Genomic DNA, 13149 nt, shown 5'->3' with positions numbered 1-13149 from the left:
TTACACAGTTGTGAATCAGGACGCCGTCGCCGCCGGCTGCAGGTTCAGGTGATGGCGCAGCCAAAGGGCAATAGCGCCCAGCAGCAGCATCATCGCCACCTCGACCAGCAGGAAGACGATCAGCGCCTGCGTATAGTCACCGCCGCCGCGCTTGGCCAGGGTTAAGAACAGTGAGCCGAGAATGGCCGGCCCCAGCCCCAGCGTCGCCTGCTGCAAGGTGCTGAGGATGGCGCTACCGGCTCCGGCATCGCAGGCGCGAATGTCCCGCATCCCGATACGATAGAAACTGTTGACGATTAACGCCTGACCATAGCCGATCAGCGCGGTGGAGGGCACCAGCGCCAGCGTCGTGGTCCGCAGGCCAAGTTGATAAAAGGTGAGGCTTAGCAGCAGCAGGCCGCTAATCTGCACCGCCAGACCGATCAGCAAAATCCGTCCCATGCTGTAGCGAGCGATAAGCTTTGGCGCGTACAGCGCGGAGATAAAATAGGCCACCCCGAGAGCGATAAAACTGTTGCCGGACTGCCACGGCGCCATCCCAAGCCCGGCCTGCATGGTCAGCGCCATACAAAACATAAAGCCGGACCAGGCGCTGAAGAACAGCAGTGCGATAGCCATACCAAAACGGATGCTGGTGAGTTTCAACAGCCGTGGCGGTAACAGCGATTGCTCGCCGCGCTGCTGCTTACGCAGCGCGCTCAGGCGCATCCAGCCGAGCAGGGGGAGTACGGCCAGCAAAAGCAGCTGTAGCTCCCATGGCCAGTGCAGTTCCGGCCCCAGCGCCATCGGAAACAGCAGGCAGCAGAGGATTAACGCCAGGCTGAAAGTTCCCTGCCAGTCGATACTGGAATGGATTTCGCGGCGGGTTTCCGGCACATAGCGGCGGCTAAAGGCCAACACCAGCAGGCAGATTGGCACGTTGATAAAGAAGGCGTTGCGCCAGCCGAGCCCGGCGATATCGGCGGAGACCAGCCAGCCGCCGCCCATCTGGCCGACGATAAACGCGATGCCGCCGATACCGCCGTACAGGCTGATCGCCCGGGCGTGAGCGGTGCCTTTCAGGGTGACGTGCAGGGTGGCGAGGATTTGCGGCACGATCAGCGCCGCGCCGGCACCTTGCAGCGTTCGTGCGGCGAGTAGGGCGTTAATGGAGTTAGCCATCCCACATAGCAGCGAGGCGATGCCGAATACCGCCACCCCCCACAGAAACAGGCGGCGGCGTCCATAGTTATCGCCCAGTTTGCTGCCCATCGCCAGGCAGACGGCAAAGGCCACGCCGTACAGCGCGACGATAAGCTCCAGTTGGGTGGCGCTGGCGTCGAGGGAGTGGGTGATCGAGTCCAGCGCCACGTTGGTTATCGAGGTATCAATTAACGGCAGCATCTGGCCGGTCAGTAACAGCAGTAATCCGGCGCGGCCGGGTGAAACAGCAGACGAATTCATCGGATCTCTCCATTGCGTCATTCAGCGGATGGCCGTAGCATCTCCGATTAATTAAACGGGTACCAGTTCCTGTCTATACTGGTATTGGTACTACCATGCTGGAGGAACAATGACGCTAATGCTGCAACGTGAGGCGCTGAATCTCGCGCCCGATGATAGCCGTAAACAGCTGGGAGCATTTCTGCGCGCCCGCCGCGAAAGCCTTGACCCGCAGCGACTCGGCCTGCCGCGCGTCGGGCGGCGGCGGACGCCGGGGCTGCGCCGGGAAGAGGTGGCGATGCTGGCGGACGTCGGCGTGACCTGGTACACCTGGCTTGAGCAGGGGCGGGAGGTGAATCCGTCGGCGGCGGTATTAAGCGGCGTGGCCAGCGCGCTGCAGTGCAGCCCGCTGGAAACCCGCCATCTGTTCGTACTGGCCGGCTTAACGCCGCCGGAGAATACGCAGGCCACGGTTTGCGAGGGGATCAGTCCCGGAACCCGACGCATGCTTGATAGCCTGATGCCGCAGCCCGCCAGCATTCAGAAACCGAACTTTGATATCGTCGCCTGGAATGACAGCTTTTGCCGCCTGATGGGCGTTGATTTCGCGACGATTGCCGAAGAAGACCGCAATTGCATCTATCTCTATCTCACCTGCGAAGCCTGGCGTAGCCGCATTGAAAATCGTGACGTGTTGCCGACTTTTGTTTCCTATTTTCGCGCGGCGATGGCTGAGCATCGCGGTTCTCCAGAGTGGGAAGATAAGCTGGCGCGCTTTTTCGCCGCTTCAGCGGAGTTCGAAGCGCTATGGCACCAGCGCTATGAGGTGCGCGGCGTCGAAAACCAGGTGAAAAATTTTAACCATCCGCAGCTCGGGCGCTTTAGCCTGCAGCAAATGTACTGGTATTCCGCGCCGCGCAACGGTTCGCGTCTGCTGGTCTATTTACCGCTGGATGAAACCGGAGAACAGGCGCTGGCCTGGCTGGATCAACAGGGCTAAGCCCGCAATGGACAAGGAACGCTTATGAACGTCACCCGCAAGCAGCAGCGGATTCTTCAACGCGCTATTGAGCAATGGCAGCAGGAGGGGGTCCTGAACAGCAGCGACGGCCAACGGCTGTCAGCGTCGCTATCTGTCCGTACTTTCGACTGGCAGCGCCTGAGCCGCTATGCCTTCTGGACCGCGATAGCCTGCGTCTTGATTGCGCTGGGGAGTCTGTTCGCCGACGCTGAATTGATTGCGGCTATTATCAATCTGTTCAGCGATTCCGCCGTGGCGCGGATTATTCTGCCGACGCTGCTGGCCATCGCATTTTACTATTGGGGGTTCCGCCGCCAGCGGCGCGAATCCCAGTGGCACTACAGCACCGAGGCGATTTTGTTCCTCGGCGTCGTCTGTACCGCCATTGCCTTGTGGCAGCTAGGCGATCGGCTGGACGACGGCAGCGGCTATGTGGCGCCGCTAATACTGCTCGGCTGCGCCATTTACGGCCTGATAGGGTTTTTCGCTCGCTCCGGGCTGGTGTGGCTGTTCTTCCTGCTGGCGTTAGGTAACTGGTTTGGCGCGGAAACCGGCTATATATCAGGTTGGGGCGCCTACTGGCTGGGGATGAGCTTCCCGATTCGTTTCGTGCTGTTCGGCGGCGTGCTGCTGGCGCTGTGCTACTTGATGCAAAATGTATTACGCCAGCGGCAGTTGTTTACCGTTAGTAAGGCGATGGGGCTGACCTGGCTGTTTGTCGCGCTGTGGATCCTGTCGATTTTCGGCAACTACGATTCCGATAGCTGGTATGGGGTGAGCCAGGCGCAACTGCTGCCGTGGGGGCTGCTGTTTGCGCTGGCGGCGGCGATCTGTATTTATATCAGCCTGAAAACCGACGATGGCATGCTGCGTGGATTTGGCCTGACGTTTCTTGCCATCAACCTCTACACCCGCTTCTTCGAATTCTTCTGGTACAGCCTGCACAAGGTGGTGTTTTTCCTGATCCTGGCGGTATCGCTGGCGATGATTGGCCGTTACGCCGAGCGGATCTGGCACGCCGGCGAGGGGGAGAAAAAGTAACCCTCCCCGGTGGCGCTAACGCTTACCAGGGCTACCAACCGAGTACTGGACCGTAGCCCTTGTTATCGGTTTTCGATTGCTTCGCTCCTGGAAAAACGGTTGTTCTGCGCTGTTTCCGAGCACATTGCGCTCCCGATAATTCTTCTGCGTTATGTCTCTCATGGTGCAGGGAGCGCACAGAGGGCGGCCAGTCGCTACCGCCCTCTGTACTCCCGGGCTCTGGCCGCCAAAATCGCCACTTCGTGGTACCTTCGACTTATCCCTGCAGGCTTCGGGTCGGGCCGAGGCAGCGTCCTTGCAAATCACGGCCCTCAGCCCGCATCCATGCGGGCTGCCCCGGCCTTCCGGGAACGTCTCAGCGATTTTGAGGCCACCAACACCAGCAGTTTCAGTCAGCATTGATGCGGTTGTAACGGAGGTAGCCCGGATAAGGCGCAAAGCGCCGCCATCCGGGGAGGGCAGCGCGCGGAGATTAGATCTCGGTGATGGTGGTGGACTGCGGCAGGCGGGATTTCGGCAGCGCGGCGTTGAAGTCTTCCACGCTGTGATGACCGACCGGCACCACGACCACGCTGGTATAACCTTGCGCTTTCAGGCCAAATTCTTCGTCGAGGATAGCGAAATCGACGCCTTCGATCGGCACCGCATCCAGACCCATTGCCGCCACGCCGAGCAGGAAGTTGCCCACGTTAAGATAAACCTGCTTCGCCATCCACTGATCGTCATCCTTCAGCTCTTTGCGGTGCATATCGGCAAAGAAGGTGCGGCCTTTGTGGTTACCGGCTTTGGCTTCCGGAGTGGCAAAACGGCCATCGGCATCTTCCTGATCAACGACTTTTTCCAGCCACGCATCGTCCATTGCGGTTTTCGCACAGAACACGACAACGTGGGAAGCGTCGAGGATTTTACGTTCGTTAAACACATAGGTGCCGCTGGCTGCTTTCGCGACGCGAGCTTTACCTTCATCGCTGCTGGCGACGATAAAGTGCCATGGCTGAGAGTTGGTGCTCGACGGGCTATATTGCAGCAGCGTTTTCAGGTTTTCCGCCTGTTCAGACGTCAGTTTTTTTGCCGGATCGAAAGCCTTAGTGGAGTAACGTTTTAAGGCAACTGAGATAATATCCATGACTCTTCCTCACAATTTTCAGCCCCTTACGGGCACATTTCGTGGGAGGAAGAGTACAGCGATGCGCGGGAAATGATAAGAGTGAAAAATGCGATAACACTTATCGCATTTATTTGAAAATCAGCCGGGACGCAGCCGGCGCTGGTCTTTTTTCGCCAGCTTATCCACCACCAGATTCCACGAGTCGTCAATAAGCTCGGCAAGTAAATCCTCGCTGATATCTTCGCCCGGCACCACGGTGATCCAGTGCTTTTTGTTCATGTGATAACCCGGCTCGATACTGCGGTAGATTTGCTGATTCAGCAGCGATTTTTGCGGATCGGCCTTCAGGTTGACTATGGCACGCCCGCGAAGGGTCATGGTCAACATGAAAATACGCCCGCCGACTTTAAACACGTCATACTCCGGGCCAAACGGCCAGCAGTGTTCGGTGAAAGGGTAGGTTAGCGCGATACGCTGCGCGTGATGGTGTAGCGCTTCGTTATCCATTACGACTCATTCTCATGTAGCGCATTCCACATGGCCTCAAAACCGAGGGCAATGATCTCGCGAGCGCGCTGCGGATCGTGGCTGGCGAACTCGATGGTGGTTTCGGCCAGCGACAGGAACAGGGCATCGCCGAAAGCGCGATAGGCGTCGCTAAGGAAAACCGCTTTCACCGACAGCTGGCACATCTCGTTCAGCTCGGGAAAACTCTCTTTGACCTGGATGCGCGTTTCATCGGTGATGCGTTCGCTCAGCGCCATACGGCGAATGGCGCGGTATTCCATAGGGTTACGCATCCCCCAGTCGATATAGCTGTTCCAGATATTCCGCGCGTTTTCTTTCGGGCGTTTTTCGTCAGGATTGAGCCCGGCGATCATTGTCTGTACTAAGCGCATCTTAATGGCGAGGTATAACTCGTTGAGCAACTCATCTTTAGTGGCGAAATAGCGAAACAGCGTTCCCTCGGCAACCCCCGCGCTGCGGGCTATCGCCGATGTTGAAGCGGCAATGCCGGACTGGGCGAAAGCGGCCGTGGCGGCTTCCAGTAACGCTTGTTTTTTATCTTCACTCTTAGGACGAGCCACTACATTTTACCTCGCTGAAAGTTAAACCTCGATCTAATCACGGCGGACCGCACAACTGCAACGCCAGATGTCAAAAATTAAAAATAGTCTTGACGATTTTCTACTCCTTCCTAATAATGAGTGCTTACTCACTCATAATCAAGTTATATCATAAAGTCCCCTGGATGGGGCTTTTGTCTGGTCAGGATATGAACCGTGTCACCTTTAGCGTGGTCGCCATTATGTTATTAGCAGCAGCAACGACATTGCCGTTTGTTCTTAATGCCGGTTTTGGCAAAGCGCCGCAGGGTGCGCAGCTCAGTCTTGTCGAACAGTCGCCGAACTACCGTGACGGCCAGTTCCATAACCAACTGCCGACGCCGGGATTCACCGGCCAGAAAAACATGCTGGCCGCGTGGTGGGATTTCCTGGTCACGGAGCGAGAAAACGCGCGCCCGCAGCAGGCGTTGCCGCTGGTGAATACCGATCTTGCCGGTCTACCTTCTGGCGAAGACGTGATGGTCTGGCTCGGTCACTCATCGTGGTATCTGCAGCTGGCGGGTAAACGCATCCTGATCGATCCAGTATTTAGCGATTACGCCGCGCCGTTCTCTTTCATCAATAAGGCCTTCCCCGGCGACTACCCGTGGAACGCGCAGCGGATGCCGGAGATCGATCTGCTGATTATCTCCCACGATCACTACGACCATCTCGACTACGCCACCATTAAGGCGCTGATGCCGAAAGTTAAACGCGTGGTGACGCCGCTCGGCGTCGGCTCGCATCTGCGCTACTGGGGAATGGATGCGGCGATTATTGATGAAGTGGACTGGAACCAGACGATAAAAATCAGCGATGAACTCACCGTGCATGCGCTGCCAGCTCGCCATTTCTCCGGCCGCGGGCTGAAACGCAACCAGACCTTGTGGGCCAGCTTCCTGTTCGTCACTCCGCAGGAAAAGATTTATTACAGCGGCGATAGCGGCTATGGCCCGCATTTTAAGGCCATTGGCGAACAGTTTGGCCCTATCGATCTGGCAATCATGGAAAACGGTCAATATGACCAGGACTGGAAGTACATCCACATGATGCCGGAAGAAACGGCGCAGGCCGCCGATGATTTACGCGCCCGGTCGGTATTACCGGGGCATGCCGGACGCTTTGTGCTGGCAAAACACAGCTGGGACGATCCGTACCAGCGGCTGGCGGCAGCCAGCGAAGGACGTGAGTGGCGTTTAGTCACGCCAATGCTGGGCGAACCGGTGTGGGTCGCTGATAAGACACAATCATTTAACGCCTGGTGGCGCTAACCGCCAGAGTGGTTCAGAAGGAGAGAAGAGATATGAATATATCCGCTCAGGTGATTGACACTATCGTGGAATGGATTGATGACAATCTACATCAGCCACTGCGAATTGATGATATTGCGCGCCATGCCGGATACTCGAAATGGCATCTGCAACGGCTGTTTTTGCAGTACAAAGGGGAAAGTCTCGGGCGCTACATTCGCGAGCGTAAACTGCTGCTGGCAGCGCGCGACCTGCGCGATACCGATCAGCGGGTTTATGATATCTGCCTGAAATACGGCTTTGATTCGCAGCAGACCTTTACCCGTATTTTTACCCGTACCTTCAATCAGCCGCCGGGCGCGTATCGCAAAGAGAACCACAGCCGTGCGCACTGAGCGCCGGCTGCATACCAGTCCGCCTCTATCGGCGGGCTTTTTTTGCTCTCGTACGGCTTAATCTGCCAGCGAGAACCAGCGGCGCCATATCCAGCGCAATACCAGATACTCAACTACCCCCAGCGCTAAGAACCACAGGCAGAAGATCAGGGTATAGAGCTGGTTGAGATCCATCAGGTGGAAGGATGTGACCAGTTTTTGCGCCAGCGTCAGGCCGAGCGAGGGCGCCGGCAGCAATAAGCATGAGATCAGGGCTAACAGCAAAATGCCGGCGGCGGATAACAGCGTTTCCAGCGGGTGTTTCATTATAATGTTAATCGTCAGTTAAAAAACATATTGTCTGGTAAAAAGTCCGTTAACGCAATATGCTTTATCCGCTTATTAATTTACGTCATTCATATTATTTCTAATACTATTAATTAAAACCCCTCTGTTAATTTATTGATTAATATTTGTGATTAAGTTAATTGCACCGTGATGTAAATTAACGTCATTTATTATCCCAGCATTTTTACAAAAGTATAGGTACTATATCCCACTATTGTGGCGATAATAATTGCCAGTGCGACATACAGCACCAGACGGCGTCCGCGGTAGATTCCAAACATGTTTCACCTCGTTTATAAATGGTTTAGGAATACCCTGTAATATTTGTTTTTCAGAACCAACTTACCATGTATTTTTTAATTTGCGAGTAAATAAATATTCTGGCTGGATAATTTAATCTTGCTCGCAAAACGCATTAATTCATTGGCCAGAAATGATTTCAGGCTTTCCGAATGACGGAATTTAAAAGGAAACTTAATTTTGACCCGGATGATTAACCCCCACAACATCACGCCTTCGGGCGACAGCGCGCCACAGCAGGCTTATCAGCAAACAGTCGAAGCGGTACTGGCGCAAAAAAAGAGCCATGCCGACGGTCTCAGCACCGCTGAAGCCGTCGGGCGCCTGAAATCATACGGCCCTAACGCGCTGCCGGAAAAGAAAGGCAAACCGGCCTGGCTGCGTTTTCTTGCCCACTTCAACGATGTCCTGATTTACGTCCTGCTGGCCGCTGCCGCGCTCACCGCGGTGATGGGCCACTGGGTCGATACCCTGGTTATTCTCGGCGTTACCGTCATTAATGCGTTGATCGGTCATATTCAGGAGAGCAATGCCGAAAAATCGCTGCAGGGGATCCGCAACATGCTCTCCAGCGATGCCCGCGTACAGCGAAACGGCAAGCATGAAACCATCCCCACCCGTGACCTGGTGCCGGGCGATATTGTTATTTTGCGCGCTGGCGATCGCGTCCCGGCGGATATGCGCCTGATTGAAAGCCACAATCTACGGGTCGAAGAGGCGATTCTCACTGGCGAATCAACGGTGGTGGATAAAACCACTGTGGCGTTGCAGGGCGAGCTACCGCTGGGTGACCGCACCAATATGGTCTTCTCCGGCACCACTATCAGCGCCGGCAGCGGCGTCGGTGTGGTCACCGCTACCGGTCAAGAGACCGAGCTAGGCCACATCAATCAGATGATGGCGGCTATTGAAAAGCACCGTACTCCGCTGCTGGTGCAGATGGATAAGCTGGGGAAAGCGATTTTTGTCATCATCCTCGCAATGATGGTGGCGCTGTTCTTCTTCAGCCTCGCGCTGCGCGATATCCCGCTGGGCGAGCTGCTGCTGTCGCTGATTAGCCTCGCGGTGGCGGCGGTGCCGGAAGGCCTGCCGGCGATTATCTCGATTATCCTGTCGCTCGGCGTACAGGCGATGGCGCGCAAGCGGGCAATTATCCGCAAGCTGCCGACGGTTGAAACGCTTGGCGCGATGACCGTGGTGTGTTCGGACAAGACCGGCACTCTGACCATGAACGAAATGACGGTGAAAGCAGTCATCACCGCCGACTGCTGCTACCGCGTTGAAGGCGACAGCTATGAGCCGCAGGGGCGCATTTTCCAGGAGGGCAGCGACGAGCCGGTGGTGGTCCAGCCGGGCAGCGTTTTGGAAACCTACCTGCGCACCATCGATCTGTGTAACGACAGCCAGATCGTTCAGGACGAGCGTGGCCTGTGGGGGATCACCGGCGGCCCGACCGAAGGGGCGCTGAAGGTGCTGGCGGCGAAAGCCCAGTTAGCGCCGGTCGCCACCCGGTTGGTGGCGAAAATACCCTTCGACTCGCAGTACAAATATATGGCCACCCATCAGCAGATCGGCGATGAGGAGCGGGTGCTGATTACCGGCGCGCCGGATGTCATCTTCGCCCTGTGTGGCCAGCAGATGAGCAAGCAGGGGCCAAGGCCGTTTGACCGTCAGTACTGGGAAGACGAAATGGCGCGCTTCGCCCGCCAGGGTTTACGGATGGTTGCCGCCGCCTGCAAACAGGCAGCCGTCGGCAGCGCCACATTGACCCACGATGATCTGAGGGAAGGGCTGGTGTTCCTCGGCATCGCCGGAATGATGGATCCGCCGCGTCCGGAGGCGATTGACGCGATCCACGCCTGCCAGACCGCCGGGATCCGCGTGAAGATGATCACCGGCGACCACCCGCAGACGGCGATGAGCATCGGTCAGATGCTGGGGATCGCCAACAGCCGCCAGGCGATGACCGGCTATCAGCTTGAGCATATGGATGATGCCGAGCTGGCGAAGGCGGCGGTGGAGTTTGATATTTTCGCCCGTACCAGTCCGGAGCATAAACTGCGTCTGGTCAAGGCGCTGCAGGATAGCGGCGAAGTGGTCGGGATGACCGGGGACGGCGTTAACGACGCCCCGGCGCTGCGTCAGGCCGATGTGGGCATCGCCATGGGCATTAAAGGGACCGAGGTGACCAAAGAGGCCGCCGATATGGTGCTCACCGACGACAACTTCGCCACCATCGCCAGCTCGGTGAAGGAGGGGCGTCGCGTCTACGATAATCTGAAAAAGACTATCCTGTTCATCATGCCGACCAACCTCGCGCAGGGACTGTTGATCATCATTGCGCTGCTGGCGGGCAATATTATTCCGCTGACGCCGGTGCTGATTTTGTGGATGAACATGGCGACCTCGGCCACGCTCTCCTTCGGCCTGGCCTTTGAAGCCGCCGAGCGCAACGTGATGAACCGTCCACCGCGTAAGACCGGCCAGCACGTAATGGATGGGTTCGCCGTCTGGCGCGTCGCTTTTGTCGGTTCGATGATTGCCGTCGCCGCTTTTGTTCTCGAAGCCTGGCTGGCGCCGCGCGGCCACAGCGCTGAGTTCATCCGCACCGTACTACTGCAGATGCTGGTGACCGCCCAGTGGGTCTATATGATCAACTGCCGCAGCAGCGACAGCTTCTCCCTGAACAAAGGATTGCTGCGCAACAAAGGCATCTGGCTGGTGACCGGCGTCTTGTTGCTGATGCAGCTGGTCATCATCTATTTGCCGCTGATGCAGAACATGTTCGGCACCGAAGCACTACCGCTGCGCTACTGGTTCGTGACCCTGGCGATTGGCGTGGCCATGTTCCTGGTGGTCGAAGTCGAGAAGCGGCTAACCCGCCGTTTGCGTAAACCTACCTGATACCGAATGGCGCCCCTTCAGGATAGAGCGGGCGCCATTTTCGTTTAGCCAGGTTTTTGGGTTTCCACCGCGATCATGGTGACGAACGGATGGTATTGCCACGGTATGCTGCCGCCCTTTTGATACATTTTTGAGATAGTGCCGTCGAGGTAGAGCATCTGGCGCACGTGGAGTTTGGACTGTGCGTAACAGGCGAAATCGTAGAAATTGGTTTCGCGCTCGCTAAGCATAAATACCACCCGTCCCTGCTTATCAATGCCGACGCCGTTGCGCAGTTTGCGTGAGCTGGCGGAGGGCTTCAGTCGCCAGTTGATGGCGCCGTTTTCAATCAGCATTGGCCCGGACTGCACGGCGTAGGTTATCTCAGGCGATGGCTTAAATTTATTGATAGGCGTTATTCCCGCCCGCTGGCCCTTCAGCCAGAATACGCCGCCGGGGCGAATGAAAAAGTTGCCGCCGCCGGAGGCGCGGTTGAGGGGCTTTATCTGCTCGCCATTTTCGATATACAAGCCCAGCGGTTCGTAGGCCTTATCGTATATCCCGCCGTTCATCGCCATCTGGACGCGGTCGTCTTTATTGATATCCGCAAGCAGCGAGCGTAGCGATCCCCAGGCTTTGCCATTTTGCTTTTGCCAGTACATCACGATGCGCTCTTGCTGCGGATTAACCGTATAGCTTTGCAAGGTCAGCGTTGGGTCAGTGAGCGTACAGGCAGCATGGGTAAAGGCGGTGAAAGGAAGAAGCGCAAGAGGGAGCAGGCGGCGTAATAACATGAACAATCCTTTTGAATATCCTGCGCCGAGTATACCCGTTTCGCTTCCTTATGCCGCCCAAATCTCGCAATGCTTTTGTACCAGGCCGATCAGCGAACCGCCGTTGGCGATGAATTCGCGCATCTGCTGCGCTTCGCTGAGGGTGGACCTGGCCTGGCGCACAACCGATTCCAGCGCCGCGCTGGCTTGCACCTTATGGGCAAAGGGCGCCAGTCTGTCGGCTAACTGTAGAATGTTCGCGCGGATGCTTTGTTGTTCTCCGGACCAGACATCGGTTATCACCCCGTCGAGGCCGTAACGACAGGCCTGATAGCGGTTGAAAGGGTAGAGGAGGTAATCCTCCGGCTGATGTTTAAACGGCCGTTCGCTTAACAGCCAACAGGCCAGCGTCTGGATAAATCCGGCGATATTCACCGCCTGGCCTATCGTCAGCGGCGTATCCATCACCCGCACCTCGACGGTACCGAAAACCGGGCTCGGGCGAATATCCCAGTGCAGATCCTTCATGCTGTCGATCATGCTGGTGTAGCTCAGGCGGCGGAATAAACGCTGAAAGGCCTGCCAGTTCTCAACCCACGGCATCGGCCCGTTATCGGGATAGGAAGAGAAACGATTCAGACGCGAACAGGCGAAGCGGCTGTCGGTGCTGTCGAACCACGGCGAGGTGGCGTTGAGGGCAATAAAGTGCGGTACAAAGCGTGACAGCCCGTGCAGCAAATAGATGGCGTCGTCGCCGTTCTGACAGCCGACGTGGACATGCTGGCCAAACACCGTCGCCTGCTTTGCCAGATAGCCGAAGTGCTCGACGGTTTTCACATAGCGCGGGTTATCGCTGATTTGTTGACGCTGCCAGGCGTGGAAAGGATGCGAACCGCCGCCGCAGATTTGTAGGTGGTGATGGAGAGCGGCGCGCTGTACCGCCTGATGGATGGCGCCTAGCTGTGCGGTGGCGTGGCTGATATCGCGACAGATGCCGGTGGCTATCTCCAGCATGCTTTCGGTGATGTCGTGTTTGGCCTCTCCCGCCGTCAGTTCGCGTTGGATATCGGCAATCAGCGTGGAGGCATCCTGGCTGAGGTCGTATCCCGGCGGGTTGACGACCTGTAACTCCAGCTCAATACCAAGCGTAAAAGGCGCTGAAACGTGAAAATCGGGTAGCGTCATCGTCTTTCTCCTGTCCCCGCTTAAACTGCAAGTATAGGAGAAGCGCAGTGAGTGCGGACGGGATGAGAAAACCCCGGTGGCGCTGCCGCTTACCGGGGCTACAGAGTTGTGCGATTTGGTAGCCCGGATGAGCGCAGCGCAATCCGGGAGGCCGGGGGGGGTATCGCTGACACCGGTGCTGGTGGCTTCAAAATCCCCGGTGGCGCTGTCGCTTACCGGGGCTACAGCGCTGTGCGATTTGGTAGCCCGGATTAGCGCAGCGCAATCCGGGAAGGCGGGTGGCGTATCGCTGACACCGGTGCTGGTGGCTTCAAAATCCCCGGTGGCGCTGTCGCTTA

12 protein-coding genes and 1 pseudogene are annotated in these 13149 nt (G+C 57.0%); 6 read left to right on the top strand and 7 right to left on the bottom strand.

The window, feature by feature from the left end:
• Positions 1–15: 15 nt before the first annotated feature.
• Positions 16–1443, bottom strand: coding sequence for an MFS transporter (locus tag ABLU80_RS05905; protein ID WP_348849825.1), 1428 nt, complete (start codon positions 1441–1443; stop codon positions 16–18).
• A 109-nt stretch (positions 1444–1552) separates the two neighbouring features.
• Here ABLU80_RS05905 and ABLU80_RS05900 point away from each other — a divergent pair, with 109 nt between their 5' ends.
• On the top strand, positions 1553–2422 hold the full coding sequence (locus ABLU80_RS05900) for a helix-turn-helix transcriptional regulator (RefSeq protein WP_020079399.1): 870 nt from the start codon (positions 1553–1555) through the stop codon (positions 2420–2422).
• A gap of 24 nt (positions 2423–2446) precedes the next feature.
• Positions 2447–3484 carry a DUF2157 domain-containing protein gene (locus tag ABLU80_RS05895; protein WP_049033107.1) on the top strand — a complete coding sequence of 346 codons (1038 nt, stop codon included), beginning with the start codon at positions 2447–2449 and terminating at the stop codon, positions 3482–3484.
• A 472-nt stretch (positions 3485–3956) separates the two neighbouring features.
• On the opposite strand, the gene nfsB is transcribed toward ABLU80_RS05895, so the two are convergent.
• From nfsB to ABLU80_RS05880, 3 genes are all read right to left on the bottom strand, one after another.
• Positions 3957–4610 carry an oxygen-insensitive NAD(P)H nitroreductase gene (gene nfsB / locus ABLU80_RS05890; RefSeq protein WP_348849824.1) on the bottom strand — a complete coding sequence of 218 codons (654 nt, stop codon included), beginning with the start codon at positions 4608–4610 and terminating at the stop codon, positions 3957–3959.
• Between the two features lie 120 nt (positions 4611–4730).
• A complete protein-coding gene (locus tag ABLU80_RS05885; RefSeq protein WP_015367809.1) occupies positions 4731–5099 on the bottom strand; it encodes an MmcQ/YjbR family DNA-binding protein in 369 nt (122 codons plus the stop codon).
• Entirely contained in the window at positions 5099–5680 is a 582-nt protein-coding gene (locus ABLU80_RS05880; RefSeq protein ID WP_015704684.1) for a TetR/AcrR family transcriptional regulator, read from the bottom strand. Before ABLU80_RS05880 ends, ABLU80_RS05885 begins: the two co-directional genes overlap by 1 nt.
• A 173-nt stretch (positions 5681–5853) precedes the next feature.
• On the opposite strand from ABLU80_RS05880, the gene ABLU80_RS05875 reads away from it, so the two are divergent.
• Both ABLU80_RS05875 and ABLU80_RS05870 read left to right on the top strand, forming a co-directional pair.
• The gene (locus ABLU80_RS05875; protein WP_267984383.1) at positions 5854–6969 is read left to right on the top strand and encodes an MBL fold metallo-hydrolase; all 1116 of its coding nucleotides are present in this window, start codon (positions 5854–5856) and stop codon (positions 6967–6969) included.
• A gap of 32 nt (positions 6970–7001) precedes the next feature.
• Positions 7002–7343 carry a RamA family antibiotic efflux transcriptional regulator gene (locus ABLU80_RS05870; RefSeq protein WP_015367806.1) on the top strand — a complete coding sequence of 114 codons (342 nt, stop codon included), beginning with the start codon at positions 7002–7004 and terminating at the stop codon, positions 7341–7343.
• A 57-nt stretch (positions 7344–7400) separates the two neighbouring features.
• On the opposite strand, the gene ABLU80_RS05865 is transcribed toward ABLU80_RS05870, so the two are convergent.
• The gene (locus ABLU80_RS05865; RefSeq protein WP_015367805.1) at positions 7401–7649 is read right to left on the bottom strand and encodes a DUF1158 domain-containing protein; all 249 of its coding nucleotides are present in this window, start codon (positions 7647–7649) and stop codon (positions 7401–7403) included.
• Between the two features lie 501 nt (positions 7650–8150).
• On the opposite strand from ABLU80_RS05865, the gene ABLU80_RS05860 reads away from it, so the two are divergent.
• Positions 8151–10874, top strand: coding sequence for a cation-transporting P-type ATPase (locus ABLU80_RS05860; protein ID WP_348849823.1), 2724 nt, complete (start codon positions 8151–8153; stop codon positions 10872–10874).
• Between the two features lie 44 nt (positions 10875–10918).
• Here ABLU80_RS05860 and ABLU80_RS05855 read toward each other — a convergent pair whose 3' ends face one another.
• On the bottom strand, positions 10919–11647 hold the full coding sequence (locus ABLU80_RS05855) for a phosphodiester glycosidase family protein (protein ID WP_015367801.1): 729 nt from the start codon (positions 11645–11647) through the stop codon (positions 10919–10921).
• 48 nt (positions 11648–11695) lie between these two features.
• The gene (locus tag ABLU80_RS05850) at positions 11696–12811 is read right to left on the bottom strand and encodes a YbdK family carboxylate-amine ligase (protein WP_348849822.1); all 1116 of its coding nucleotides are present in this window, start codon (positions 12809–12811) and stop codon (positions 11696–11698) included.
• A 127-nt stretch (positions 12812–12938) separates the two neighbouring features.
• Between ABLU80_RS05850 and ABLU80_RS05845 the strand changes: the two are divergent.
• Positions 12939–13149: pseudogene (locus ABLU80_RS05845) on the top strand (hypothetical protein); the annotation flags it as partial.

It is taken from the genome of Klebsiella sp. CN_Kp104 (assembly GCF_040064515.1).
GTDB lineage: Bacteria > Pseudomonadota > Gammaproteobacteria > Enterobacterales > Enterobacteriaceae > Klebsiella > Klebsiella aerogenes.
This window is presented reverse-complemented; position numbering and strand designations above follow the sequence as displayed.

What these genes read in the sequence shown, in the direction of transcription:
- ABLU80_RS05905 (WP_348849825.1), bottom strand. Translation starts at nt 1,443, where the DNA reads ATGAATTCGTCTGCTGTTTCACCCGGCCGCGCCGGATTACTGCTGTTA.
- ABLU80_RS05900 (WP_020079399.1), top strand. Translation starts at nt 1,553, where the DNA reads ATGACGCTAATGCTGCAACGTGAGGCGCTGAATCTCGCGCCCGATGAT.
- ABLU80_RS05895 (WP_049033107.1), top strand. Translation starts at nt 2,447, where the DNA reads ATGAACGTCACCCGCAAGCAGCAGCGGATTCTTCAACGCGCTATTGAG.
- nfsB (WP_348849824.1), bottom strand. Translation starts at nt 4,610, where the DNA reads ATGGATATTATCTCAGTTGCCTTAAAACGTTACTCCACTAAGGCTTTC.
- ABLU80_RS05885 (WP_015367809.1), bottom strand. Translation starts at nt 5,099, where the DNA reads ATGGATAACGAAGCGCTACACCATCACGCGCAGCGTATCGCGCTAACC.
- ABLU80_RS05870 (WP_015367806.1), top strand. Translation starts at nt 7,002, where the DNA reads ATGAATATATCCGCTCAGGTGATTGACACTATCGTGGAATGGATTGAT.
- ABLU80_RS05865 (WP_015367805.1), bottom strand. Translation starts at nt 7,649, where the DNA reads ATGAAACACCCGCTGGAAACGCTGTTATCCGCCGCCGGCATTTTGCTG.
- ABLU80_RS05855 (WP_015367801.1), bottom strand. Translation starts at nt 11,647, where the DNA reads ATGTTATTACGCCGCCTGCTCCCTCTTGCGCTTCTTCCTTTCACCGCC.
- ABLU80_RS05850 (WP_348849822.1), bottom strand. Translation starts at nt 12,811, where the DNA reads ATGACGCTACCCGATTTTCACGTTTCAGCGCCTTTTACGCTTGGTATT.